The sequence below is a fragment of the Massilia endophytica genome, assembly GCF_021165955.1.
GTDB lineage: Bacteria > Pseudomonadota > Gammaproteobacteria > Burkholderiales > Burkholderiaceae_D > Rugamonas > Rugamonas endophytica.
Window position 1 is genome coordinate 4,088,095 of the sequence record NZ_CP088952.1, and the last position, 23,875, is coordinate 4,111,969.

Genomic DNA, 23,875 nt, shown 5'->3' on the forward strand with positions numbered 1-23,875 from the left:
ATGATTTCCTTGGCAAGCCAATAACAGTACCCACCATGACTTCTCTCCTGCCCGATTCCGCGCCCGGCTTCGACCAGCCGATCGCCGTCCTGAAACACTGCCACGACAAGATCCGCAAGCAGCTCAATACCCTGAACAGCCTGCTCACCCACCTGCCCGTGCATGGCACCGACGCGGCCGCCCGGCAGGCCGCCCAGGCCGTGCAGAAATACTTCAACCAGGCCGCGCCCCTGCACCATGCGGACGAGGAGCAGGACCTGCTGCCCATGCTGGCCGCGAGCACCGGCGGCAGCGATGCCGAGACCCTGCGCCGCCTGGCGCCGGAGATCCTTGCACAGCACGAGCAGATGGATTTGGATTGGCATATAATCAATTCACAACTGGACAAGATTGCCAACGGCTCAAGCGCCTACCTGTCCTCTGCCGACGTGGCGCGCTTCTGCGCGGCCTACCAGGCCCATATGGAGAGCGAAGAGGGCGTGATCGCCCCGATGGCGAAACGGATTTTCAGCCAGGCCCAGATGCAGCTCCTGGGCGAGGCCATGAAGCGGCGCCGCAATATCGGGCCCGCGGCAGCGCAGGCAGGCGGCATTGCACTGGCCGACCTGCGCCTGGATTACGGCCGGGCCAGCCTGTCGGAGGAAGACACGCTGGGCGAGCCGGTCGCGCAGTTTGCCAAGTGGTTCAGCGAAGCCATGAAGGCGCAGGTGAACGAGCCGAACGCGATGAGCGTGGCCACCGTCGGCAATGACGGGCGCCCCAGTTCGCGCATCGTGCTGATCAAGCAGTACGACGAAAGCGGCTTCACCTGGTACACCAATTACGAGAGCCAGAAAGGCCGCCAGCTCGCGCAGAACCCCTATGCAGCCCTGCTGTTCTTCTGGCCGGAGCTGGAGCGCCAGGTGCGCATCGAGGGCCGCGTGGAGCGCACCGCGCCCGAGGAGAGCGACAAGTACTACTACAGCCGTCCGGTGAAAAGCCAATTGGCCGCGATCGCCTCGCGCCAGAGCCAGCCGATCGCCAGCCGGGCCGAGATGGAAGCGAATTATGCGGCCGTGGAAGCGGCCAGCGGCGGCAAGCCGCAGCGTCCGGCGCACTGGGGCGGCTACCGCCTGAAGCCGGAACGGGTGGAATTCTGGCAGGGGCGCCAATCGCGCTTCCATGACCGGATCGTGTATACGCTGCAAGCGGACGGCAGCTGGCGCAAGGAGCGCATCCAGCCCTGACCCCGCCCAGCCATGCAGCGCAGTCGATTTGTTCGCAGTACTTACCGGAGGCTATCTTGTTCGTACAAAACCGACTCAGCGCCTGGATGGCAGGCGTCACCAACCAGATGAAACTGCCCCTGCGGGTGGAATTGTGGAACGGCCAGAAACTGGACTTTTCCAACGAGGCGCCGCGCGTCACGATCCGCCTGCCGCAGGCTTCGGCCGCGCGCTACCTGCTCACGCCTTCCCTGTCCAACCTGGGCACGGCCTATGTGGAAGGCGCGATCGAGGTGCGCGGCGCGGCCAAGGACATGATCAACGTCGTCAACGCCCTGGCCCGCTCCTCCCTGAAGGCGGACGGCAAGCTCTCCCGTATCGTGCGCAGCTTCCGCCATGACCGCAAGCGCGACGCCGAGGCCATCCGCTACCACTACGACGTGTCCAACGAGTTCTACCAGCAGTTCCTGGACCCGAACATGGTGTACTCCTGCGCCTACTTCGAGAACGGCGACGAGGACCTGGCCACGGCCCAGCTCAAGAAGATCGACCACATCCTCACCAAGATCCGCCTTCAGCCGGGCCAGACCCTGCTCGACATCGGCTGCGGCTGGGGCGCCCTGGTGATCCGCGCCGCGCAGAAGTTCGGGGCGAAATGCGTAGGCATCACCCTCTCCGAGAATCAGTACGCCCTGGCGCGGGAAAGGGTGAAGGCGGCAGGCCTGGAAGACCGCGTCGAGATCCGCCTGCAGGACTACCGCGACGTGCGCGGCAGCTTCGACCGCATCACCAGCGTGGGCATGTTCGAGCACGTGGGCGTGCGCCACCTGCCGGACTACTTCGGCATCATCAACCGCCTGCTGGCCGAGGACGGGGTGTGCATGAACCACGGCATCACCTCCACCGACCCGAACAACGGCGAGACCCCTTACGGGGGCGGCGAGTTCATCGAGAAATATGTGTTCCCGCACGGCGAGCTGGCCCACGTGGGCGAGGTGCTGAAGGCGATGCAGCAGGGGAACCTGGAGGCCTACGACATCGAGAACCTGCGCCGCCACTACGCGCGCACCTGCGCCATCTGGACCGACAATTTCGAGGAGAAGGCGGACAAGGTGAAAGCCCTGGCGGGCGAGAAGCGCTTCCGGATCTGGCACGTCTACCTGGCGGGCTGCAGCTACGCCTTCGACCAGGACTGGATCAGCCTGTACCAGATCGTGTGCGGCAAGGCCGGCCGCCACCCGCGCGCCCTGCCCTGGTCGCGCAACTACATATACAGCTGAGCCTTACTTCAGGAAGCGGGTCTGGGTCTTGCGGAACTTGGCGACCTTGGGCTCGACCACGAAGGCGCAGTAGCCCTGCAGGGGGTGCTGGGCGAAGTAGTTCTGGTGGTAGTCCTCGGCCTTGTAGTAAGGCTGGGCCGGGGACAGCTCGGTGACGATGGGCGCGTCCCACACGTGCGCCATTTCGGCGATGACCTGGCGCGCCGTCGCTTCCTGCTCGGGCGACTGGTAGTAGATCACGGAGCGGTACTGCGTGCCGACGTCGTTGCCCTGGCGGTTGAGGGTGGTGGGGTCGTGGATGGTGAAGAAGATTTCGAGGATCTCGCGGTAGCTGATCACCGAGGGGTCGAATTCCAGGCGCACCACTTCAGCGTGGCCGGTCGTGCCGCTGCACACCTGCTCGTAGGTGGGGTTGGGCTGCTGGCCCCCCGTGTAGCCGGATTCGACTTTGGCCACGCCCTTCACTTCCAGGTACACGGCCTCCGTGCACCAGAAACATCCGCCGCCCAGTACGGCGACTTCGGTGGTCGCATTTGTCGTCATACCGCCCCCTTGTCGATGATTCCTAATGTAACGCAAACTTGATGCCAGCGCATTCCTATAGGGTGCCGGCCTGTGCGGCGGCAAGCGCCTGCTGCATTTCCTGCATCTCGCCCGTGATCCAGTCGCGGAAACGGGCCACCTTGGGCAGGCAGGCCTTGCTGCTGGCCACCACGAAGCGGTAGCCCCGGCCGTTCGGCTCGCTGCGCACAGGCAGGCGCTTCAGCACCCCGCTCTGGATATCGTCGTGCACCACCAGGTAGCCCGCCAGCGCAATGCCGTGCCCCGCCACCGCCGCCTGCACCAGCACGCCCTGATGGCTGAAGCCGCGGGAGAAGTCGTAGCGGCCGTCGAGCGCGTCATTTTCGCGCAGCAGGGCAATCCATGTCTCGGGACTATCGTCATATAGCAGGGGAAAACGCTTCAGGTCGGCAATCTCCAGCGCCTCCTGTCCCGGCGCAAGCAGGCTCGGGCTGTAGACCACGACATTGCTGTCGCGGAAGAGGACATTTGTCCTGCCCTCCAGGGGACCTGCGCGCAGGGCCACGTCCACGCTCCCGTCCTCCACGTCCACCAGGCGGTCGCCCGCGTTCATCTGGATGTCGAGCTCGGGATAGAGCTTGGTGAAGCGGCCCAGGCGCGGCGCCAGCCACTTGAAGGCCAGGGAGTGGGTGGTGGTAATGCGCAGCACGTTCTCCTCGCTGCTGTCCTGCAGGCTGGCCACCTGCACCCGCAGCTCGCGCAGCATGCGCGATACGGCAATGGACAGGGCCTGCCCCTTCTCGGTGAGGGAAATATGGCGGGGATGGCGCACGAAAAGGGGGAAGCCCAGGGCCTCCTCCAGCTGCTTGACCTGGAGGCTGACGGCCGCCGGAGTCTTGTGCAGCTCCTGGGCGGCCAGCTTGAAGCTGCCCCAGCGGGCGGTGCTGTCGAAATCCATCAGGCCGGAGAGGGAGCGCAGGGGCCGGGTCGGGTCATGCATAAGTTTTCCTTGTTCATCGGCTCAGTATTTCTCGTTTGCCAATCGTTTTTCTGAGGATAACAATATAAGCCAGATTTAGAAAAACTTTCTTCAGAAAGGATGTCTTATCATGCTCAGCTCCGCCCTTCCCACTACCTCCACCTGCCCTTCTTCGGCCATCGGCAACGGTTTCGGCGCGGCCGTCCTGGCCCGCCTGCTCGGCATGTTCGCGGAGCTGGCCCACAAGGCTTAAGTCCGCGGCCGATTCTTTGGCATAATGGGGGACCATGAATACGAGTTCCCCCCGCGCGGAAGCGCCCGGCTTCGACAGCCTGCACTTCCGCCAAGCGCTTTCCCAGTTCGCGACCGGCGTCACCGTCATCACGACACGGCTGGCCGACGGCAGCTACCGCGGCCTGACGGCGAGCTCCTTCAATTCCGTATCGCTGAGCCCGCCGCTCGTGCTGTGGAGCCTGGGCACGGGCGCCAACAGCCTGCCCATCTTCACCGGCAACTCGCATTACGTGATCAATGTGCTGAGCGCCGACCAGGCCCACCTGGCCCGGCTGTTTTCCACCCGCAGCGCCGACCCCTGGGGCACTGTGGAGTTCGAGCTCTCGCGCACCGGCCAGCCCGTGCTCAAGGGCTGCACGGCCTGGTTCGAATGCCATAACCGCAGCCGCTATCCGGAAGGCGACCATGTGATCTTCGTGGGCGAAGTGGAGCACTGCGAAATCTCTCCTCAGCCGCCCCTGGTCTTCCACGGCGGCCAGTTCCGCACCCTGGGCTGAAAACGCAAAATTGGTGTCGCCATTTGGAAAGCCGCCATGGCGTCCGGGGCATAGAATGGCAGGATCGAATATTCCTACCAGAGACAAGGACACACAATGAGCCAAGCCCGCGCCGCTTTCCACTGGGACGACCCGCTGCTGCTGAACGACCAGCTGACCGACGACGAGCGCATGGTGCGCGATGCCGCTGCCGCCTACTGCCAGGACAAGCTGGCGCCGCGCATCCTGGAAGCCTTCCGCCACGAGCGCATGGACACGTCCATCTTCCGCGAAATGGGCGAACTCGGCCTGCTGGGCCCCACCATTCCGGAACAGTACGGCGGCCCCGGCCTGAACTACGTGGCCTACGGCCTGATCGCGCGCGAAGTGGAGCGCATCGACTCCGGCTACCGCTCCATGATGAGCGTGCAGTCCTCCCTGGTCATGGTGCCCATCTATGAGTTCGGCACCGAAGAGCAGCGCCGCAAATACCTGCCCAAGCTGGCGACCGGCGAATGGATCGGCTGCTTCGGCCTGACTGAGCCGAACCACGGTTCCGACCCGGGCTCGATGATTACGCGCGCCAGGAAAGTGGCGGGCGGCTACTCCCTGACCGGCTCGAAGATGTGGATCACCAACTCCCCGGTGGCCGACGTCTTCGTGGTGTGGGCGAAGGACGAGGAAGGCGCGATCCGCGGCTTCATCCTGGAAAAAGGCATGCAGGGCCTGAGCGCCCCGGCCATCCACGGCAAGTTCGGCCTGCGCGCTTCCGTGACGGGCGAGATCGTGATGGACAATGTGTTCTGCCCGGAAGAGAACGCCTTCCCGGACGTGCGCGGCCTGAAGGGCCCGTTCACCTGCCTGAACTCGGCGCGCTACGGCATCGCCTGGGGCGCCCTGGGCGCGGCCGAGAGCTGCTGGCACACGGCGCGCCAGTACGTGCTCGACCGCAAGCAGTTCGGCCGCCCCCTGGCCGCCAACCAGCTGGTGCAGAAGAAGCTGGCCGACATGCAGACCGAGATCACCCTGGGCCTGCAAGGCTGCCTGCAGCTGGGCCGCATGAAGGATGCGGGCACGGCCGCCGTCGAGATCACCTCCATGATGAAGCGCAATTCCTGCGGCAAGTCGCTGGACATCGCCCGCACGGCGCGCGACATGCTGGGCGGTAACGGCATTTCGGACGAGTTCGGCATCATCCGCCACATGGTGAACCTGGAGGTGGTGAACACTTACGAAGGCACGCACGACATCCACGCCCTGATCCTGGGCCGCGCGCAGACGGGCATCCAGGCCTTCCAGTAAATCGGACGGGCATAAAAAAAACCCCGCAGCGATGCGGGGTTTTTTATTGGCCGTGGCGCTTAGAACTTGTAGCTGACGCCCAGGTTCACTGCCACCGGGTCCAGCTTGAGCGACTGGGTCTGGCCCGTCGAATAGCTGGCCGTCGTCTTCAGCTTGGTCTTGATCACGCCGCCATCGATCGACCAGTGGTCGTTGATGCGCACGCTCGCGCCGATCTGGGCGCTGACGGCGAACTTGGCTTCCATCGAGAACGTCGCCCCCGTGCCGCCGGTGTTCAGCAGCGCGTTCAGCTGGGTCGAACCGCGCTCGCGGCGGAAGTAGGCATAGGTCAGGCCCACGCCCACGTACGGACGGATGAAGGTGTTCGGCTGGAAGAAATGGTACTGCAGGAAGGCCGTCGGCGGCAGTACATCCGCCGTACCCAGCTTGCCCGTGCCTTCGATCGCGCCGGCGCCGTACACGTCATGACGGTAGGGAATACCCAGATCCAGCTCGGCAGCCCAGTTGTCGGTGATGTAGTAGCCGATGTTCAGGATGGGCTTGGTGTCCGTGCCCACGTCGGCCTTGGTGTTCGGCAGGGCCGGAGCGCTGACGTTGCCGCTCTCCACTTTCGGGGTGATCTTGTTGACGCCGACCTTGACGACCCAGTCGCCCTTGGCTTGCGCCATGGCGCCGCTGGAAGCGCACAGGGCGGCAGCCAGCGCCAGCATTTTGACCGCGGTATTCATATTTTTCTTCATCTTATCTCCTGTTTCTTTAGTCAACGGCGCTGATTACAGCCAGCCGCGGGTCACCATGGCTTTGGACACATAACGCGCCAGCAACAGGTAGTTGAACGGGGTTGGGTGCAGGTCGTCCGCGAAGGAGTAGTGGCTCACGTCGCCGGCCTTCAGGTTGGACGCGGTGCACACCACCGACTGGCCCAGCGGATTCTTGGCCGGGGTCAGGTCGCAGGCGGTATCGGTGACGTTGGTCAGGCCATATGGACCAGGGTTCACGATCTGGTCGTGGCTCACGGTGTACACGTCCACCAGCAGGGCCTTGGTTTCGCTGGCCAGGCCGGTGGCCAGGGCGGCGTTGAAGGCTTTCGCCATGTTGTCGATCAGGCCGCGGGTATTGGCATCCTTCGACGCGGCCGACGGCGTGGTGGCCACATCAGGGATATTCATCACCACGACGTAGTTGGCGCCATTGCCGATCAGCTTGGTTTTCACCATGTTGGCCAGTTCGGTGCCGAGGGCGCCCATTGCGGCAACCTGGGCAGGACCCTGGGCAGCGGCGTAGTCGGCGCCAGCCTTGGCGCCGGCGGTGGCGGCATCAGCCTGGGCTTTGGCGACCATGGGGCCATAGACGGCCGGAGAACCGGCGGCAGTATTGCCTGCCATGACAGCGGCGGTCACGCCGGCCGTCACCACGGTCTGGTCGGTGCTGCCCGGCTTGGCCGCTTCCGTGGCCATGGCGAGGCCGATGGCCTGCGCGGCGGTGGCCGGGTTGGTGGCGCCGGCAGCCAGCTGAGTCGCCAGGCTGGTGGCGAAGGCCTGCTTGCCTGCGGCGGTGCCGGCGGCGGTCGCGTTGAGCTGCAGCGAGCCCAGCAGGCCCAGGATGTCGTTGGCGCCGGCCATCATGAAGACGACTTCGTCGCCCTTGAACTTGCCGCCTACCTTCGCCAGGTGGTTGTCGATCTGCTTGCTGACCGGGTAGGTCAGGGCGCCGAAGGCGCTGCCGGTGGCCTTGTGGCCGCTGCCCACGGGGTTGCTCACGCGGGCGCCGCCCTGCGCGTAGCCGAAGCAGCTGGCGTTGGTGGTGACTGGCACGCTGAAGCCCTTGGTCGCGTCGCCATCCAGGCCGGTGACGGCGGGGCAAGGCGCGGGCAGGCCGAACTGGGCTGCCATCAGCTCGGTCCAGTTCTTGCCGGTCAGGTCAGGATTGATCGAGGTGTTGTTGCCGTTGATGGTCCACTTGCCGCCGTTGAGCGCCTTGACGGTGCCGACGGCATAGGTGCCCACGTCGGACAGGCTGTCGCCGAACGATACCTGCGAAGCGAATTTCACGCGTTGCTGGGAATTGTCGCCGGCCTTCGGGGCGCCGGAGCCGCCGCCGCAAGCGGCGAGCACGGCCGCGGTCATAGCCGCCAAAGCAAGTTTGGTGTAACGCATTGTGTCTCCTTAAAGTGTTCTTGTTCTAAACGAACGGACGTGCTATTCGCAACACAACTAATATGCCAGCGTTTTCATGTGTTACACAAGCGAATTTTGTAAAAACAACAGGTCTGTCGAAGTTGCATCGCAACAAACTTGACCTACGGCAAAGAAGCCTTGAAAAAATCGCGCGCGGCCATGAGGCAGAACGGCGCAACGAGTCCGGCATGGTAGCCGTCCGCCATGGCTTGGGAAACGGATTGGCCTTTCGATACCGCGTCCGCCTTCAGGGCCAGCTTGGCGGCGGCGAAACCGGCGCGCTCCACCAGCCAGCGGTCGTTCAGGCCGTTGGCCGTGTCGAGGTCGAGCACCGTGGGGCTTGCGCCCGCTGCCTGGAAGTAGGCGGCGGCCGACTGGGTATTCGCGTAAGGCACGGTGGGGTCCTCGTTGCCGCCACAGAGCAGCAGGGGCTGGGCTGGGCGGTAGCTGCGCAGGTCGTTGCGCACCATCCATTTGCGCAGGGCGTTCTGCGGTGCACAGCTCAGAGGCGACGCGCTGCTGGCGCCGCAGGCGTTCGCGGCGGCATCGGCCATATAGCTGTTGCGGTAGGCCGTGCGCACCAGATTGTGCGGGCCGAAATACGCAGGAGCGCCCTGCGGCAGCGAGGCCGACGCGAAGAGCGCCGTTTCCGGCAGCTTGCCCTGCTTCACCAGCTCGCTGCTGCTCAGGGTGCCGGGCAGCAGGTTCTCCACGCCAGCCGCATATTCGGCCTCGTACATCTCGCCCGGCGCCGTGTAGACGGCGCCGCCGTTGCGCTGGGCAGCCGTCGTCATCATGGGCAGGAAGGCCGTGATGCCCTGGCCGGGATTGCCCGCGAAGACATTGTCCGAGAACTGCGCCAGCGCGTAAGGGCCGGACAGGCCCGCGACGGACGTCACGCTGAACTCGCCCGCCAGGCCCTGCATGGCCTTCTGCGTGGCCAGGGCCACATAGGCGCCCTGCGAATAGCCCGCGATGAAGAGGCGCGTCGACTGGTTGGCGCCGATGGCGGGGAAGGACGCGCGGGCGGCGCGCAGGGCGTCGATCATGTCTGCCGACTGCAGCTCGCCGTCCAGATAGGGGTGGTAGCCCAGGTTGGATCCGGCGTAGCCCTGGTAATTGGGGGCGACGACGATGAAGCCCTGGGCGGCGAACATGGCGGCGATCAGCTGGGACTCGCCGCTCAGCCTGGCCATGCTGTAAGTCTTGTCGAGGCTGGTGCCATGGGCGTAGAGCAGCACGGGCCGCGCGCCGGTACAGTTCGGGTCGCTGCCGCTGGGCACCATGATGGCCGCGCCCGCATCGCTCAGCGCGTTCAGCGGCGCGGCGGTCCGATATTGCACGGAATAGGCGGTGACGGTGCAGCGCGGGGTGCTGGTGATGGCGGTGAGGCCGTCCTGCACGCTGTCCAGGGCGGCCTTCATGACGCCGGGCTCGATGGCGGCAAGTTTCGTGGCTGGCGTCACGATGCTGCCGCGGGCGGGCGCGGGCGAGGCGACCGGTCCCGAGGGCAGGCTCACACCGCCGGGGCCGCTGCCTCCCTCTCCTCCACCGCAGGCGGACAACAGAAGAATCGAAGCAGGCAAGGCAAGGCGGGACAGGCGAAACACGATGAACTCCGGACTAGGCCGGTGCACAGCGCGACCGGCAAACTGCCGATCATATCAGCGACCTCATCCGTTTTGCGCCGCCGCATCGCCGCTGTCGCGCCCCGTCCACACAAACTGGCAAACCCGCCAATATTGCGTCCTCAGGCGAGGAGGCGGGGGATGATGCCGGTGGCGCCGTGGGCGGCGCGGCGCAGGCGGTCGTTGATGCCGTGCCAGGGCTCCGTCTGCGGCGGGGCTTCGACGACAATGAGGTCGACATCCGCCCGGTCCATCGCGCGCAGGGCCGAGTACAGGCCGAAGGCGTAGCCCGCCGGCTCGCCCGGCAGGGCGACCGAGGGCGCGGGACGGGCCGTTGCCGCGCCCCCTGCCGCCGCCGCTGCCGCAAGCATGGCGCCCGCGGGCGCGTCGGAGTAGCGGATCAGCGCGACACGCTTCCCTTTGGCCGCCAGCGCCGCCAGCGTGGCGACGATCCTGTCGCCTTCGAGCAGGGCCACCGGCGCCTTGGGGGCGTAGTGGGATTCGAGCGTGCCCGAGGCGCGCGGCGCGGCCTGGTCGGGCGCCGAAGGCGTCACGCCGATCACGTCGGCGATCTGGCGCGCCGTGATGTGGCCGGGACGCAGCAGCACCGGGCCGTGCGTGGCCAGCCGGGAAAGGTCGAGGATGGTCGATTCGATGCCGACCTGGCTCGAGCCGCCATCGAGCACGGCGCCCAGCTGCGGGTCGCTGCCGAATTCGTCGCGCACGTGGTGGGCCGTGGTGGGGCTGACGTTGCCGAACTTGTTGGCCGAAGGCGCGGCCACGCCGCCTTTCCCGCCCTTGAAGGCGCCCAGCAGCGCCATCGCCACCGGGTGCGAGGGGCAGCGGATGCCTACCGTGTCCTGCCCGCCCGATACGGCGTCCGGAATGTGGGCGTGGCGCTTCATGATCAGGGTCAGGGGGCCGGGCCAGAAGGCGGCAATGAGCTTGCGCGCTTCGGCCGGCACATCGCTCACCCAGTAATCGATATCGGCGCCGGGGGCCACGTGCACGATCACGGGGTGGTCGCTGGGCCGCCCTTTCGCCGCGTAGATGCGCGCGACAGCCGCCGGGTTCTCGGCGTCCGCGCCCAGGCCGTACACGGTCTCGGTGGGAAAGGCGACCAGGCCGCCGGATTCGAGAATCGCGGCGGCATGGGCGATGTCCGCCGCGGAGGCGGCGTGCTCGGCTTGCGTCATGGCTTACTTGGTCAGCAGGCGCAGCGCTTCCGCGTACTTGGCGGAGGTCTGGTCCAGCACGTCCTGCGGCACGCGCGGCGCGGGCGCTTTCTTGTTCCAGGGCTGGGCTTCCAGCCAGTTGCGCACGAACTGCTTGTCGAAGGATTCCGGCGAGCTGCCCACCTTGTAGCTGGCCATGGGCCAGAAGCGGGAGGAGTCGGGCGTGAGGATTTCGTCGATCAGGTGCACCACGCCCTGCTCGTCCAGGCCGAACTCGAACTTCGTATCGGCGATGATGATGCCGCGCGTGGCCGCGTATTCCGCCGCCTGCGTGTAGAGCTTGATCGCCATGTCCTTCACCTGGCGCGCCACATCCGCGCCCACGATCTTCTCGGCTTCTTCGAAGGAGATGTTCTCGTCGTGCGCACCGGCCGGGGCCTTGGTGGACGGGGTGAACAGCACTTCGGGCAGCTTCTGCGCTTCCTGCATGCCCGCAGGGAGCGGAATGCCGCAGACAGCGCCGGTCTGCTGGTAGTCCTTCCAGCCGGAGCCGATCAGGTAGCCGCGCACGATGGCTTCGATGCCCAGCGGCTTGAATTTCTTGACGACGATGGCGCGGCCCTCGACCTGCGCGCGCTCTTCCGGCGCCACCACGCTCAGCGGGTCGATGCCGGTTTCGTGGTTCGGCATGAGGTTGCCGAATTTGCGGAACCAGAAGTTCGACATCTCGGTCAGGATCTTGCCCTTGTTCGGGATCGGGTCGTCGAGGATCACGTCGAACGCCGACAGGCGGTCGGTCTGGATCACGAGCAGCTTGTCGTCGCCGACAGCGTAGATATCGCGCACTTTGCCGCGATGCAGGAAGGGCAGCGACTTGATCGAGGTTTGCAGAACTCCGGACATCATATTTCCTAGTTTTTTGAGAATAGCTGTGTGCCCGGCACCCAGCCGGGCTTGTGTTCAGGGAACAATTCGTGGTCCACGGGCCCGTCGTACGGCGGGTTCATGGTGCCCAGGGAGACCGCGATGCGGTCGGGGCGTTCGGTGCTGCGCCAGGTGAGCGAGGAGCCGCACACCCGGCAGAAGCCGCGCCGTGCCGTGGCGGAGGAGGCGAATTCCGTCACCAGCTCCGCGCCTTTGTCGTAGCGGAAGTCGGCGCTGGCGACGTTGGCATAGCTGCCGGCCGCCGCCCCGTGCTGCCGCTGGCACATGGTGCAGTAGCAGTGGCTGGCGTAGGCCACCGGGCCCTCGACCCGGTAGTGCACGCCTTCGCAGAGACAGCGGCCCGTCAGCATCTTACTTGACGATCTGGGCCAGCTCGCCCGCCTTGTAGCGCTCGGCCATCTTTTCCAGCGGGATCGGCTTGATCTGGCCGGCGCGGCCTTCGCAGCCGAAGGCCAGGAAGCGGGCCTTGCAGATCTCTTCCGCCGCCGCGCGGGCAGGCTTCAGGAAATCGCGCGGGTCGAACTTGGAAGGATTCTCGAACATGTACTTGCGCACGGCAGCCGTCATCGCCAGGCGGATGTCGGTGTCGATGTTGATCTTGCGCACGCCATGGCGGATGCCTTCCTGGATCTCTTCGACCGGCACGCCGTAGGTTTCCTTCATGTCGCCGCCGAATTCGCGGATGATGGCCAGCAGGTCCTGCGGCACCGAGGAAGAGCCGTGCATCACCAGGTGGGTGTTGGGGATGCGGGCGTGGATTTCCTTGATGCGGTCGATGGCCAGGATATCGCCGGTGGGCTTGCGGGTGAACTTGTAGGCGCCGTGCGAGGTGCCGATGGCGATGGCCAGGGCGTCGCACTGGGTCTTCTCGACGAAGTCGGCGGCCTGGGCCACGTCCGTCAGCAGCTGCTCGCGGGTCATGGTGCCTTCCGCGCCGTGGCCGTCTTCCTTGTCGCCCTTCATGGTTTCCAGGGAGCCGAGCACGCCCAGTTCCGCTTCCACCGTCACGCCGATGGCGTGGGAGAACTTGACCACCTCGCGCGACACTTCCACGTTGTACTCATAGGAGGCGACAGACTTGCCATCGGCCATCAGCGAGCCGTCCATCATCACCGAGCTGAAGCCCGAGCGGATGGCGGCCATGCAGACCGCGGGCGACTGGCCGTGGTCCTGGTGCATGACGACCGGGATGTGCGGATAGGCCTCGATGGCCGCGTCGATCAGGTGGCGCAGGAAGGCTTCGCCGGCATATTTGCGGGCGCCTGCCGAGGCCTGCATGATGACCGGGCTGTTGACGGCGTCGGCGGCAGCCATGATGGCCTGCACCTGTTCCAGGTTGTTGACGTTGAATGCCGGCAGGCCATAGCCGTGTTCGGCGGCATGGTCCAGCAGTTGACGCATGGATACGAGAGACATGGTAGTACTCCAATCAAATGAAAACCTGTGCGGCCGCCGCACCGCGCTCGTGGCGCAGCGGACGGCCTGAATCCTTGCGGCCGCTTACGAAAACTCGCCCACCTTCACGATCTTCAGCGCATTGGTGCCACCGACCTGGCCCATCGGCTCGCCCCAGGTCACGACGATCATGTCGCCCTTCTTGGCGACGCCGTACTCGACCAGCAGCTCCTCGGCCTGCTTCAGCACTTCGCCGCTGCTGCCTTCCTGCAGCAGATAGTGGGCGCGTACGTTACGGTACAACGAAGCCTTGCGCTGGGTGGTGACGCTTGGCGTCAACGCGAAGATCGGGGTGTCGATATTGTGGCGGCTCATCCACAGCGGGGTGGAGCCCGACTCGGTCAGGGCCACGATGGCCTTCACGCGCAGATGGTGCGCGGTGAACAGGGCGCCGTAGGCGATGGACTGGTCGATGCGGGTGAAGCGCACGTTGAGGAAGTCGGCGTCCAGCTTGTTGTACTCGGACTGTTCCGCTTCCACGCAGACGGCGGCCATCATTTCCACGGTCTCGACCGGGTAGCGGCCGGAGGCGGTCTCGGCCGAGGCCATCACGGCATCCGTGCCGTCCAGCACGGCGTTCGCCACGTCCGACACCTCGGCGCGGGTCGGCACGGCGTTGAAGATCATGGATTCCATCATCTGGGTGGCGGTGATGGCCAGCTTGTTCGATTCGCGCGCCATGCGGATCATGCGCTTCTGCAGCGCGGGCACGGCGGCATTGCCCACTTCCACGGCCAGGTCGCCGCGCGCCACCATGATGCCGTCCGAGGCGTTCAGGATTTCCTGCAGGCAGGGAATGGCTTCCGCGCGCTCGATTTTGGCGATCATCATCGGCTTGTGGCCGAAGGGTTCGCCCGCGATATTGGCCAGCTGGCGCGCCATTTCCATGTCGGTCGCGTTTTTCGGGAAGGAGATAGCCAGATAATCGGCCTGGAAGCTCATGGCCACCTTGATATCTTCCATATCCTTGGCGGTCAGGGCGGGCGCGGTCAGGCCGCCGCCCTGGCGGTTGATGCCCTTGTTGTTGGACAGCTCGCCGCCGATCTTCACCGTGGTGTAGATCTCGTGGTTCACGATGCGGTCCACCACCAGCACGATCAGGCCGTCGTTCAGCAGCAGCACGTCGCCCGCGCGCAGGTCGTTCGGCAGGTTCTTGTAGTCCAGGCCCACGCGCTCCTGGTTGCCCAGCTCGCCGTTCTCGCCCCACTTCGCATCCAGGATGAACTTGTCGCCGTTGGCCAGGTCGATCTTGTTGCCCTCGAACTTGCCCACGCGGATCTTCGGCCCCTGCATGTCGGCCATGATCGCCACTTCCCGTCCGCACTCGGCCGCTGCCTGGCGCACCAGCTTGGCACGGTCGATATGGTCCTGCGCCTTGCCGTGCGAGAAGTTCAGCCGCACCACATCCACGCCCGCGCGGATCATCTTGATCAGGACATTCAGGTCGGTGGAAGCTGGGCCGATGGTTGCGACGATTTTGGTGCCACGGGACATTGAGGATTCCTTGAAACGTTAGCGTTGTAGATGACGAAAAAGGCGCAGCTTGCGCTGCGCCTCGGGCTTACTTCTGGCTGCGTTGCGCCAGGATGTCGACTGCTGGCAGGGTCTTGCCTTCAAGGAATTCCAGGAAGGCGCCGCCGCCGGTGGAGATATAGCCAATTTTATCGGTAATGGCGTATTTTGCAATCGCCGCCAGGGTATCGCCGCCGCCCGCAATCGAGAAGCCTTTCGAGTTCGCGATGGCCATGGCCAGGGTCTTCGTGCCTTCGCCGAACTGGTCGAACTCGAACACCCCGACCGGGCCGTTCCAGACGATGGTGCCCGCCGCCGCGATCTGGTCCGCCAGTTGCCTGGCCGTCTTCGGGCCGATGTCCAGGATCATGTCGTCGTCCGCCACGTCGGCCACGTCCTTGACGGTGGCGGCGGCGGTGGGCGAGAACTCCTTGGCGCACACCACGTCCACGGGAATCGGCACCTGGGCGCCGCGCGCCGCCATCTTTTCGATGATGGCCTTGGCGTCCTTCACCAGGTCCGGCTCGGCCAGGGACTTGCCGATCTTCAGCCCGGCGGCCAGCATGAAGGTGTTGGCGATGCCGCCGCCCACGATCAGGTTGTCCACCTTGTCGGCCAGGGATTCGAGGATGGAGAGCTTGGTGGACACCTTGGAACCGGCCACGATGGCCAGCAGCGGGCGGGCCGGTGCGCCCAGGGCCTTGCCCAGGGCATCCAGCTCGGCGGCCAGCAGGGGACCGGCGCAGGCCACGGGCGCGAACTTGGCGATGCCGTGGGTGGAGGCTTCCGCGCGGTGGGCGGTGCCGAAGGCGTCGTTCACGTACACGTCGCACAGCTTGGCCATCTTCTGGGCCAGCTCGTCCGAATTTTTCTTTTCGCCCTTGTTGACGCGCACATTCTCCAGCAGCACCACCTGGCCGTTCTGCAGGTTTTCCAGGCCCGCGCCGTCCACCCAGTTCTGCTTCAGTTCGACCGGCTGGCCCAGCAGCTCGGCCATGCGCTTGGCGATGGGCGCCAGGCTGTCTTCCGGCTTGAATTCGCCTTCGGTGGGACGGCCCAGGTGGGAGGTCACCATGACCTTGGCGCCTGCGGCCACGGCGGCCTTGATGGCGGGCACGGAAGCGCGGATGCGCGTATCTTCGGTGATGTTGCCCGCATCATCCTGCGGTACGTTCAGGTCGGCGCGGATGAATACCCGCTTGCCTTGCAGCGCATTTTGCGCGATCAGATCCTGCAGACGAATGAAGTTCAGCATGGCCTTCCAAAAGGATGGGTGAGGAAAAGACCAGTATTTTACCGCAAGCTCACTTTGGAATTTCGCTAATTAAAACAAATGCAATAAACGCAGCGCGGTGAAGAGGAGCATGCCGAAGACGATGGTTTCCAGCATGTTGCGGCGGAACAGATACCAGCCGATGGAGGCCACGCCCGCCACCAGCTTGGGATTGAGCACCGTGAGCTGGGTGGTGGACGGATCGAGCAGCAGGTCCGGCCCCACGATGGCGGCCAGGGCGCAGGACGGGGCATAGCGCAGCATCTCGTGCACGCGCGGCGGAATGTTCACGCGGTGCCCCACCAGCCAGAAGCCGCTGCGGGTGATGCCTGTGGCCACGGCCAGGGCGATGATGGTGATCCAGATTTCGAGGTCAGACATTTTTCGCTTTCCGGCCGCCGATTTCTTCCACGGCCATGGCGGTCGCCATGCCCACCACCACGGCGGCCAGCAGGCCGAGCTTGTAAGGCATGCCCGCCGCGAGCACCGCCACCACGCCCGCCACCAGCACGCCGCACAGGGCGGGCTTGCTGGCCACCATGGGCACCAGGATGCAGATGATGGCCAGCGTGCCCGCGAAGCCCAGGCCCCAGTCGGCGGGCACCTGGTTGCCGAGGAAGATGCCCGCGATGGAGCCGCCCTGCCAGGCCAGCCAGTTCGGATGCAGCAGGCCTTTCAGGAAGGACACCTTGCCCGCCTCCGGCCGCACGTCCGGATAGCGTTGCAGGAAGAGTGCGACGGTGAGGTCACCCGCCGTGTAGCCCAGCGCCAGTCGCCGGTACCAGGGCAGGCTGGCGAAATGCGGGGCGAGCAGGGCGGAGAAGATCAGGAAACGCAGGTTGACCACCAGGGCGGTGGCGAAGATGACCCAGATGGGCGCGGCGGCGGCGATCAGCGGCAGGGAGGCCAGCTGGGCGGAACCGGCAAAGACCAGGAGCGTCATGCCCAGGGCCTGCGGCACGGTGAGGCCGGACTTGATCATGGCCACCCCCACCACCACGCCCCAGGCAGCGATGCCGAACAGGGTCGGCATGCCAACCCGGATGCCTTCGCGCCACGAAGCCTCGTGGTGGGCGGCGATATCGGGCTGGCGGTCGGTGTCGTTCATGTGGTCGGATTGCCACACATTGAAAATCGATCGCTGGCGGCCTTGGCACTCGGAGACCGACATTTTACCGATGAATCCTTTTGCCTGCCCGAATCCGTTAAAATCGTGCTTTTTGATCCACGGAGCACGAAGAAATGAGCAATGCCACCGCCCCAGTCGAACTCGACGGCAAAGACCTCCCGGCCCACTGCCCTAATCCGGCCATGCCGCTGTGGTCCTCGCATCCGCGCGTGTTCCTGGATTTCAACGCCCACGGCGACGCGAAATGCCCTTACTGCGGCACGCAGTACCGCCTGAAGCCGGGCACTGTGGCGTCGCACCACTAAGCGATGGCCAAAAAACAGCTCAATGGCAGCGCCGCCGAATGCGAGGCGGCCTTCTACGACGCCCTCAACCGCGCCGACGTGGACGCGTTGATGGCCCTTTGGGCTGACGACGACGAGATCGTCTGCGTGCATCCCGGCGGCGGGCGCCTGATCGGCCACGGCGCCATCCGTGCCTCCTGGAGCACCATCCTGGAGCACGGCGGCCTGCATATCGTGCCCACCCAGCTGCACGAAACGCACAACCTGATGAGCTCCGTGCACACCGTGATCGAAGGTGTTGCGGCCGCTGCGGGCGAACCCGCCCATTTGATCGCGACCAATGTGTACGTAAAAACACCGAAAGGCTGGCGGATTGTGTTGCATCATGCATCGGTAGCCGCCGGCCCGGCCCCCGCCGATCCGCGCGCAGCCGTCCTGCACTAGTGCACCGGGGCCCGTCCCCGTTTTGATCGCCATGGACTATCGAGCACCTTTCTGGCTTCCGAACGGCCATTTCCAGACCATCTATCCGGCCACGCTGATGGCCAAGCCGGAGGTGGCCTTCCGCCGCGAGCGCTGGAACACGCCGGACGGCGACTTCATCGATGTCGATTTCGTGGATGGCGAAGTGGGACAGCCCTTCGTGCTGCTCTTCCACGGCCTGGAAGGCTCCTCCAACAGCCACTACTGCCGCGCCATGATGGCCGAGCTGCGCGCGCGCGGCTGGTCCGGCGCCGTGCCCCACTTCCGCACCTGCTCCGGCGAAGAGAACCTGGCGCCCCGCTTCTACCACTCGGGCGACGCGCAGGAGGTGGACTGGATCATCCGCAAGCTGCGCCCCCGCGCACAAGGCAAGTTCTACGCCTGCGGCGTGTCCCTGGGCGGCAATGTGCTGCTGCGCTGGCTGGGCGAGTCCCAGCACCAGGCGGAGATCGTGGATGCGGCCGTGTCCGTATCCGCCCCGCTGGACCTGGCGCGCGGCGGCGAGGCCCTGTCGCGCGGCTTCAACCGCCTGTACCAGCGCATGTTCCTGCAGACCCTGAAGCCCAAGTGCGTGGCCAAGCACCGCCAGTTCCCCGGCCTGTTCGACCTGGAAGCCATGCTGGCCGCGAACGACCTGTACAGCTTCGACAATGTCGTCACCGCTCCCCTGCACGGCTACCGCAACACGGAAGACTACTGGGACCGCGCGAGCGCGAAGCATGTGCTGGGCGACATCACGGTGTCCACCCTGGTGCTGAACGCGCAGAACGACCCCTTCCTGCCCGGCCGCCACCTGCCGCGCCATGCCTCCTCGCATGTAGTGCTGGACTACCCGGCGCATGGCGGCCACGTGGGCTTCGCCAGCGGACGCCTGCCGGGAAGCCTGCAATGGCTGCCGCAGCGCATGCTCCATTTCCTCGAAGGCGGACGCCCCATCAGCGCGCCCGCGCCCACCCAACTGTGCGAAGCTTGAAGCATGGATGATATCGTCAAGCAGGCCATGGCCAAGTGGCCGAACGTTCCGCATTGCTACGGCTGGCTGCTGCTCGATGCGCGCGGCAACTGGCGCATGCGCGACGAGCGCGCCCAGCACCTGAACCTCCCCGGCGACAAGCTGGCCAACCGCGCGCTGACCGGTTTTATCGAGCGCAATTACCTGCACGACGAGCACGGCAACTGGTACTTCCAGAACGGACCGCAGCGCGTCTACCTCAATCTCGAAGCCACGCCCTATATCGCGCGCACCGATCCGGCGCAGGGCTTCATGCTGCACACCCAGCAGCCGCTGGGCGCCGTCGACAAGGTCTTCCTCACCGAGGCGGGTGAACTGATCCTGCAAAGCGGGGACGTGGTGGCGCAGCTGGATGACCGCGATGTGGCGCAGGTGCTGGCCCGGCTCCGGCTGGACGGCAAGCCCGCGGACGATGAAGTCCTGCTGTCGTGGATGACGCGGCCTGCGGGCACGCTGACGCTCGATGGTGTTGCGGTGGAGCGTTTGGAGCACGGCCGCGTGCCCGAGCAGTTCGGCTTCCGCCGCCTGCCCGCCCCTTAAGCTCAGTCCTTCTTCTTGTCGCCCATGGCTTCGCGCCTGCGCGCCTGCCATTCGCGCTCGCGCGCATCGATCACGGAGTGATCGTAGTAGGAGGCATCGGGCGCCTTGCGCGCCAGCGCCAGCTGGTCGAGGGCGGCCATGGTGCCGCCCAGTAGCGAATACGATTCCGCCAGCGCGATGTGCTGCAGGGCGATCTTGCCCAGTTTCGAATAGGCCTGCGCCAGCAGGTCCTGCAGCTCCGGCTCGCTGCGATAGAGCTGCAGCTGGTCGCGCAGGAAGCGTTCGGCGTCCTGCGAGCGGCCGCCCTTGATGAGGGCATCCGCGTACTGCCACACCACGCCGCGCGACAGGGGGAAGCGCTTCTGCGCCTCGTCCGCCTCCGCGATGGCCTTGGCGATCACTTCCTTGTTGTCTTCCTGATCGAGCTTGATGTCGATGGACTGGAAGGCCATCATGGTCTCGGCTATTCCCTTCGGCAGCGGCGAACTGAACGCGCCCTTCGCCGCGGGAGCGTCGATGGTGGCGCGCGCCTTGTCCAGCCATTCCTGTGCGGCCGCGTAGTCCTTGCGCTTCTGCGAGAGCATGGACATGCCGTACTGGCCGGACGCAATCGCCTGGCGGCTCTGCTGCGCCATGAGCATGCGGAAGAACTGTTCCGTCTCCGCCTGGCCCTTGGTGGTCTGGTCCTGCAGCACGCGCGCGCGGGCACGGGCGAGATAAAAGTCGAGGGCATCCACGCGCTGGCGGTACGGCTGCTCGCGGATGCGCGCCTGGATGTCGGCGATGCGCTCCGTCGTGAGCGGGTGCGTGAGCAGGTAGGACGGCACCACGTCGCTGTAGTTGCGCGTGGCCGTCTGCATGCGCTGGAAGAAGCCCACCATGCCGCTGGTGTCGTAGCCTGCCGCGCCCATGATCTGGAAGCCGATGCGGTCCGCCTCGCGCTCGGCGTCGCGGCCGAAATTAAGCTGGCGCTGGATGGCGAGGCCCTGCCCGCCCAACATCACGCCCATCGCCGCATCCGGATTCGATTTCGCGGCAAGGGCGGCGAGCACCATGGCCGCCAGCGGAATCAGCGCATCCGTTTTCTGCTCGCCCAGCTGGCGGGCAATGTGGCGCTGCGTCACGTGGCCGATTTCGTGCGACAGCACGGAAGCGAGTTCGGACTCCGACTGCGCCGCCAGCAGCAGCGCCGAGTGCACGCCGATGAAACCTCCGGGCAGCGCGAAGGCGTTCAGCATGGGATCGCGCACCACGAAGAAGAAGTAGTCGTAGTTTGCCTCGCCGCGCGCGCCGGGACGGGCGCTCACCAGGGTGTTGCCGAGATTGTTCAGGTATTCGAGGATGGGCGGATCGTCGAGATAATCGCGGTCGAAGCGGATATCGCGCATGATCTCCTCGCCCAGCTTGCGCTCGGTGACTGGCGAAAGCGCCTCGCGCGAGGTATCTCCCAACGACGGCAGGTTCGGCACATTGGACGGCGCCAGCGCGGATTGCGCCTGGCCCAGCGGCGCGGCGCAGGCCAGCGAGACCGCAGCGGCAGTCAGCAGACGACGGGGAAAACGGGTGGCATTCACGGTGCTATCATACCTGTCATTTCTGAAACCGGGCTTATGCCCTCCTCCGCCTTATGACCGACCAGACGCTGACCCATTTCGACTCCACCGGACAGGCCCACCTGGTCGATGTCGGCGCCAAGGCCGAAACCCACCGCATCGCCGTAGCGACGGGGAGCATCCGCATGAAGCCCGAAACGCTGGCCATTATTCTATCGGGAAGCGCCAAGAAGGGGGATGTTCTGGGCATTGCCCGCATCGCCGCCATCATGGGCGCCAAGCGCACCAGCGACCTGGTGCCGCTCTGCCATCCCCTGGCGCTGACGCGCGTGGCGGTGGACTTCGAAACCGACGAAGCCGCGTCTGCGGTCCACTGCCGCGCACAGGTCGAAACCTACGGCAAAACCGGCGTGGAGATGGAGGCGCTGACCGCCGTGCAAGTGGGCCTGCTCACCGTCTACGACATGTGCAAGGCGGTGGACCGGGGCATGGTGATGAGCGATATCCGCGTGCGCGAGAAGCATGGCGGAAAGTCCGGCGACTGGTCAGGCTGAACTCAGCGCATACGCGCGCATATCGGCAAATATTGGCTCAAATTGTCAGGTGGCCATAGTATCCGCCTACTTTTCCTCTAGTTACTTTCATGTCGCTGGGATATTGCATCGCCGTCTAGATCATTGCTGGAACAATCTGAGCGCTACCACTTCCGGCGAGGCATCGAAGCCGCTTCGAACTCCAGCGCTGAAAGCTCCGTCACGACACCGATGAAAGCCCCTCGAACTGCCCGGGGCCACAGTGCAACCTAAACCTCAAGAGAACCCTAGGCAACACGCGGATGTTTCTTATAGAAGTCTTCAATGACCGCAGTAATATTTATGAGTAGAGGATCAAACCCAGAAAAATCAATGTGATCAGCATTCGGTCTAACTATTTTGTGGGCAAAAACCGTTTTACCAAAGTGCCTACCGTTATCTGCCTTGTTCTTTCTGCAAAAAGTCTTCCCGTCTAAGGATTCGTCCAGCACATTCTGACCGAAGAGGTCTTCTATCATTGACTCTTCTTTTCCCAGAAGCGGAGTAGGAACGAGGTACAAGTTTCCCATCACAAAAATATAGGGCGCCGTTCTATCGATGTCTACACCCTTCTTTCGCAGAACCTCCAGAGGCCGTCCACCGCCTATAGCTCCAGCATCATTATCGATCAATATTATGAAAGGATGTTGCTGTTTCGGCCGAACGAAACGATGAAGCTCTGATAGATAATTCTTGATCAGCTTACCCAAATCGCCAGTACCACCACTCCCAAGACCGAGCATCCTGCCACTGTTTGTCTTCACATACTTATACAAACGCGGAGTAATCGTTATTTCGTTCGTCTCCGAAACCTTCGCCAGCATAGGAAAATCGGCAGCCCTACTCCGTATAGCATGGATCAAATAGACGTTATCAGTCTCGCCTTCACAAAGAATTACCGGGCAAGGTGCCGCAAAAAATTCTTTATACAATAAAAAGCGACGATATAAATTGTCCTTGCCAGTACTTGCAGTTAGTCGCTTCTCATCTACACCTGTTTTTTCGCCTTCTTTTCTCTTCCCCCCTTTCTTCAGTGGCAGGGAAGAATTGTATTTGTCTACGCTTTCAATAAAGCCAAGCATTCCATGCAGTTCTTCAGCCGTGCCTGCAACATCGGCCAGAACCCACTCACCGGCGTTATTTTTGACCCTTCTCTTACGCTCGAAATGCCCCACGGTGAGCAATCTATTTACCATTGCTCTCACAGTGCGTCTGTATTCCTTCTTAACGTTTATTTTCCGATTAACAATAAGCCCAGTTACATCTTGACGGGAGTCCTTGAATTGCATCCGTGTTTTCTTAATGTTAACGGCGAACCCAGAGCTTTCGATTAGACATTGCAGCTCATTCCCTATATGCCAGACTCTAGAATCCTCAACATCACAAATGGCGATCGCGGAGGGGAATTGGGGATCGTTTGTCGAAAAGGTGATATCATCAGCGTAGCGGGTGTACCGGCATCCAACGCGTGCCGCAAGCTTAGCCAAGTGGACATCGAGAATATGTCCAATCAAATTAGAAATAACCGGTGAGCAAGGACTTCCTTGTGGAAGTGAATTCCCAGAGCAAGCGATTTGCGCAAGAATTGTTGCTATGCTAGGGGCAAGCTCAAATTGCCGGTCTCTGATGAAATAGCCGCGAACGCGGCCAAAGTTAATGGCCGTAAAGAAGTTTTCTAGATCAATATTAAACACCCATCGCTTTGCACGATGATTACTTGCATTTGTGAATATCGATTTATTTTTACGAAACGCATGTGAAGATTGATATCTATACTGATGGACCGCATTCAGTTCATCGAGACAATGATCCAGTACATTCGCCAGTTTCTTCTGCAAGGCCTTAACTTTGTCGATAGGAGCCTTGATTTCACGTACACCACCGCTACGTTTAGGTATGGAAAACGACGTATATTTATTTTCGTCTGAGATTTGATACAAGATATACGCCAATGCAGCGGGCTTATAGCCCAATAGGTCGGCCACATCGTTTAAAGAGCTTGCTTTTTTTAACGCAGCCAACTGTGTCATATGCTTTTCTATGGCGAAGGAGAGACCTGCGGAAACTCTTTGGCGGCGC

25 protein-coding genes are annotated in these 23,875 nt (G+C 63.9%); 10 read left to right on the plus strand and 15 right to left on the minus strand.

Annotated features, from left to right (window positions below):
* Positions 1-35 precede the first annotated feature (35 nt).
* Together pdxH and LSQ66_RS18735 are read left to right on the plus strand one after the other, a co-directional pair.
* Positions 36-1,226, plus strand: coding sequence for a pyridoxamine 5'-phosphate oxidase (gene pdxH / locus LSQ66_RS18730; RefSeq protein ID WP_231766701.1), 1,191 nt, complete (start codon positions 36-38; stop codon positions 1,224-1,226).
* A 56-nt stretch (positions 1,227-1,282) separates the two neighbouring features.
* Positions 1,283-2,485, plus strand: a complete 1,203-nt coding sequence (locus LSQ66_RS18735) for an SAM-dependent methyltransferase (RefSeq protein ID WP_231766702.1) — start codon at positions 1,283-1,285, stop codon at positions 2,483-2,485.
* A gap of 3 nt (positions 2,486-2,488) precedes the next feature.
* On the opposite strand, the gene msrA is transcribed toward LSQ66_RS18735, so the two are convergent.
* Both msrA and LSQ66_RS18745 read right to left on the minus strand, forming a co-directional pair.
* Positions 2,489-3,028, minus strand: coding sequence for a peptide-methionine (S)-S-oxide reductase MsrA (msrA, locus tag LSQ66_RS18740; RefSeq protein WP_231766703.1), 540 nt, complete (start codon positions 3,026-3,028; stop codon positions 2,489-2,491).
* Between the two features lie 55 nt (positions 3,029-3,083).
* Entirely contained in the window at positions 3,084-4,007 is a 924-nt protein-coding gene (locus LSQ66_RS18745; RefSeq protein ID WP_231766704.1) for a LysR substrate-binding domain-containing protein, read from the minus strand.
* 109 nt (positions 4,008-4,116) lie between these two features.
* On the opposite strand from LSQ66_RS18745, the gene LSQ66_RS24740 reads away from it, so the two are divergent.
* The 3 genes from LSQ66_RS24740 to LSQ66_RS18755 all read left to right on the plus strand — a co-directional run bounded on the left by LSQ66_RS24740 (position 4,117) and on the right by LSQ66_RS18755 (position 6,058).
* Positions 4,117-4,239: a hypothetical protein gene (locus LSQ66_RS24740; protein ID WP_269449102.1), complete on the plus strand. Its 123-nt coding sequence runs from the start codon at positions 4,117-4,119 to the stop codon at positions 4,237-4,239.
* Positions 4,240-4,273: 34 nt separating this feature from the next.
* Positions 4,274-4,777 carry a flavin reductase family protein gene (locus LSQ66_RS18750; protein WP_231766705.1) on the plus strand — a complete coding sequence of 168 codons (504 nt, stop codon included), beginning with the start codon at positions 4,274-4,276 and terminating at the stop codon, positions 4,775-4,777.
* A 96-nt stretch (positions 4,778-4,873) separates the two neighbouring features.
* On the plus strand, positions 4,874-6,058 hold the full coding sequence (locus LSQ66_RS18755) for an acyl-CoA dehydrogenase (protein ID WP_231766706.1): 1,185 nt from the start codon (positions 4,874-4,876) through the stop codon (positions 6,056-6,058).
* 59 nt (positions 6,059-6,117) lie between these two features.
* On the opposite strand, the gene LSQ66_RS18760 is transcribed toward LSQ66_RS18755, so the two are convergent.
* The 11 genes from LSQ66_RS18760 to LSQ66_RS18810 all read right to left on the minus strand — a co-directional run bounded on the left by LSQ66_RS18760 (position 6,118) and on the right by LSQ66_RS18810 (position 17,331).
* Positions 6,118-6,798: an OmpW/AlkL family protein gene (locus LSQ66_RS18760; RefSeq protein ID WP_231766707.1), complete on the minus strand. Its 681-nt coding sequence runs from the start codon at positions 6,796-6,798 to the stop codon at positions 6,118-6,120.
* Between the two features lie 33 nt (positions 6,799-6,831).
* Positions 6,832-8,214, minus strand: coding sequence for an SGNH/GDSL hydrolase family protein (locus tag LSQ66_RS18765; RefSeq protein ID WP_231766708.1), 1,383 nt, complete (start codon positions 8,212-8,214; stop codon positions 6,832-6,834).
* A 143-nt stretch (positions 8,215-8,357) separates the two neighbouring features.
* Complete coding sequence (locus tag LSQ66_RS18770) at positions 8,358-9,845, minus strand: alpha/beta hydrolase family protein (protein WP_231766709.1); 1,488 nt, start codon at positions 9,843-9,845, stop codon at positions 8,358-8,360.
* A 140-nt stretch (positions 9,846-9,985) separates the two neighbouring features.
* On the minus strand, positions 9,986-11,059 hold the full coding sequence (locus LSQ66_RS18775) for an L-threonylcarbamoyladenylate synthase (protein WP_231766710.1): 1,074 nt from the start codon (positions 11,057-11,059) through the stop codon (positions 9,986-9,988).
* A gap of 3 nt (positions 11,060-11,062) precedes the next feature.
* On the minus strand, positions 11,063-11,944 hold the full coding sequence (locus LSQ66_RS18780; protein ID WP_231766711.1) for a phosphoribosylaminoimidazolesuccinocarboxamide synthase: 882 nt from the start codon (positions 11,942-11,944) through the stop codon (positions 11,063-11,065).
* A gap of 5 nt (positions 11,945-11,949) precedes the next feature.
* Positions 11,950-12,333: a GFA family protein gene (locus LSQ66_RS18785; protein ID WP_456085727.1), complete on the minus strand. Its 384-nt coding sequence runs from the start codon at positions 12,331-12,333 to the stop codon at positions 11,950-11,952.
* A gap of 1 nt (position 12,334) precedes the next feature.
* Positions 12,335-13,399, minus strand: a complete 1,065-nt coding sequence (gene fba / locus LSQ66_RS18790) for a class II fructose-bisphosphate aldolase (RefSeq protein WP_231766713.1) — start codon at positions 13,397-13,399, stop codon at positions 12,335-12,337.
* An 84-nt stretch (positions 13,400-13,483) separates the two neighbouring features.
* Positions 13,484-14,932: a pyruvate kinase gene (gene pyk, locus LSQ66_RS18795; RefSeq protein WP_231766714.1), complete on the minus strand. Its 1,449-nt coding sequence runs from the start codon at positions 14,930-14,932 to the stop codon at positions 13,484-13,486.
* Between the two features lie 67 nt (positions 14,933-14,999).
* A complete protein-coding gene (locus LSQ66_RS18800; RefSeq protein WP_269449103.1) occupies positions 15,000-16,205 on the minus strand; it encodes a phosphoglycerate kinase in 1,206 nt (401 codons plus the stop codon).
* Between the two features lie 69 nt (positions 16,206-16,274).
* Complete coding sequence (locus tag LSQ66_RS18805) at positions 16,275-16,604, minus strand: AzlD domain-containing protein (protein ID WP_231766715.1); 330 nt, start codon at positions 16,602-16,604, stop codon at positions 16,275-16,277.
* Positions 16,597-17,331: an AzlC family ABC transporter permease gene (locus tag LSQ66_RS18810; protein WP_231766716.1), complete on the minus strand. Its 735-nt coding sequence runs from the start codon at positions 17,329-17,331 to the stop codon at positions 16,597-16,599. Before LSQ66_RS18810 ends, LSQ66_RS18805 begins: the two co-directional genes overlap by 8 nt.
* Positions 17,332-17,465: 134 nt before the next feature.
* Between LSQ66_RS18810 and LSQ66_RS18815 the strand changes: the two genes are divergently transcribed.
* Genes LSQ66_RS18815 through LSQ66_RS18830 form a run of 4 tightly spaced genes read left to right on the plus strand, consistent with a single transcriptional unit; the run spans position 17,466 to position 19,671 of the window.
* On the plus strand, positions 17,466-17,657 hold the full coding sequence (locus tag LSQ66_RS18815) for a zinc-finger domain-containing protein (protein ID WP_231766717.1): 192 nt from the start codon (positions 17,466-17,468) through the stop codon (positions 17,655-17,657).
* A 3-nt stretch (positions 17,658-17,660) separates the two neighbouring features.
* Entirely contained in the window at positions 17,661-18,080 is a 420-nt protein-coding gene (locus tag LSQ66_RS18820; RefSeq protein WP_231766718.1) for a YybH family protein, read from the plus strand.
* Positions 18,081-18,111: 31 nt separating this feature from the next.
* On the plus strand, positions 18,112-19,092 hold the full coding sequence (locus tag LSQ66_RS18825) for a YheT family hydrolase (protein ID WP_231766719.1): 981 nt from the start codon (positions 18,112-18,114) through the stop codon (positions 19,090-19,092).
* Between the two features lie 3 nt (positions 19,093-19,095).
* On the plus strand, positions 19,096-19,671 hold the full coding sequence (locus LSQ66_RS18830; protein ID WP_231766720.1) for a DUF2946 family protein: 576 nt from the start codon (positions 19,096-19,098) through the stop codon (positions 19,669-19,671).
* 2 nt (positions 19,672-19,673) lie between these two features.
* Here the strand turns inward: LSQ66_RS18830 and LSQ66_RS18835 are convergent, their stop codons facing one another.
* Positions 19,674-21,245: a M48 family metalloprotease gene (locus tag LSQ66_RS18835; RefSeq protein ID WP_231766721.1), complete on the minus strand. Its 1,572-nt coding sequence runs from the start codon at positions 21,243-21,245 to the stop codon at positions 19,674-19,676.
* Positions 21,246-21,298: 53 nt separating this feature from the next.
* Between LSQ66_RS18835 and moaC the strand changes: the two genes are divergently transcribed.
* A complete protein-coding gene (moaC, locus tag LSQ66_RS18840; protein WP_231766722.1) occupies positions 21,299-21,778 on the plus strand; it encodes a cyclic pyranopterin monophosphate synthase MoaC in 480 nt (159 codons plus the stop codon).
* Positions 21,779-22,044: 266 nt separating this feature from the next.
* On the opposite strand, the gene LSQ66_RS18845 is transcribed toward moaC, so the two are convergent.
* Positions 22,045-23,826, minus strand: coding sequence for a retron Ec67 family RNA-directed DNA polymerase/endonuclease (locus LSQ66_RS18845; RefSeq protein ID WP_231766723.1), 1,782 nt, complete (start codon positions 23,824-23,826; stop codon positions 22,045-22,047).
* Between the last annotated feature and the right edge of the window lie 49 nt (positions 23,827-23,875).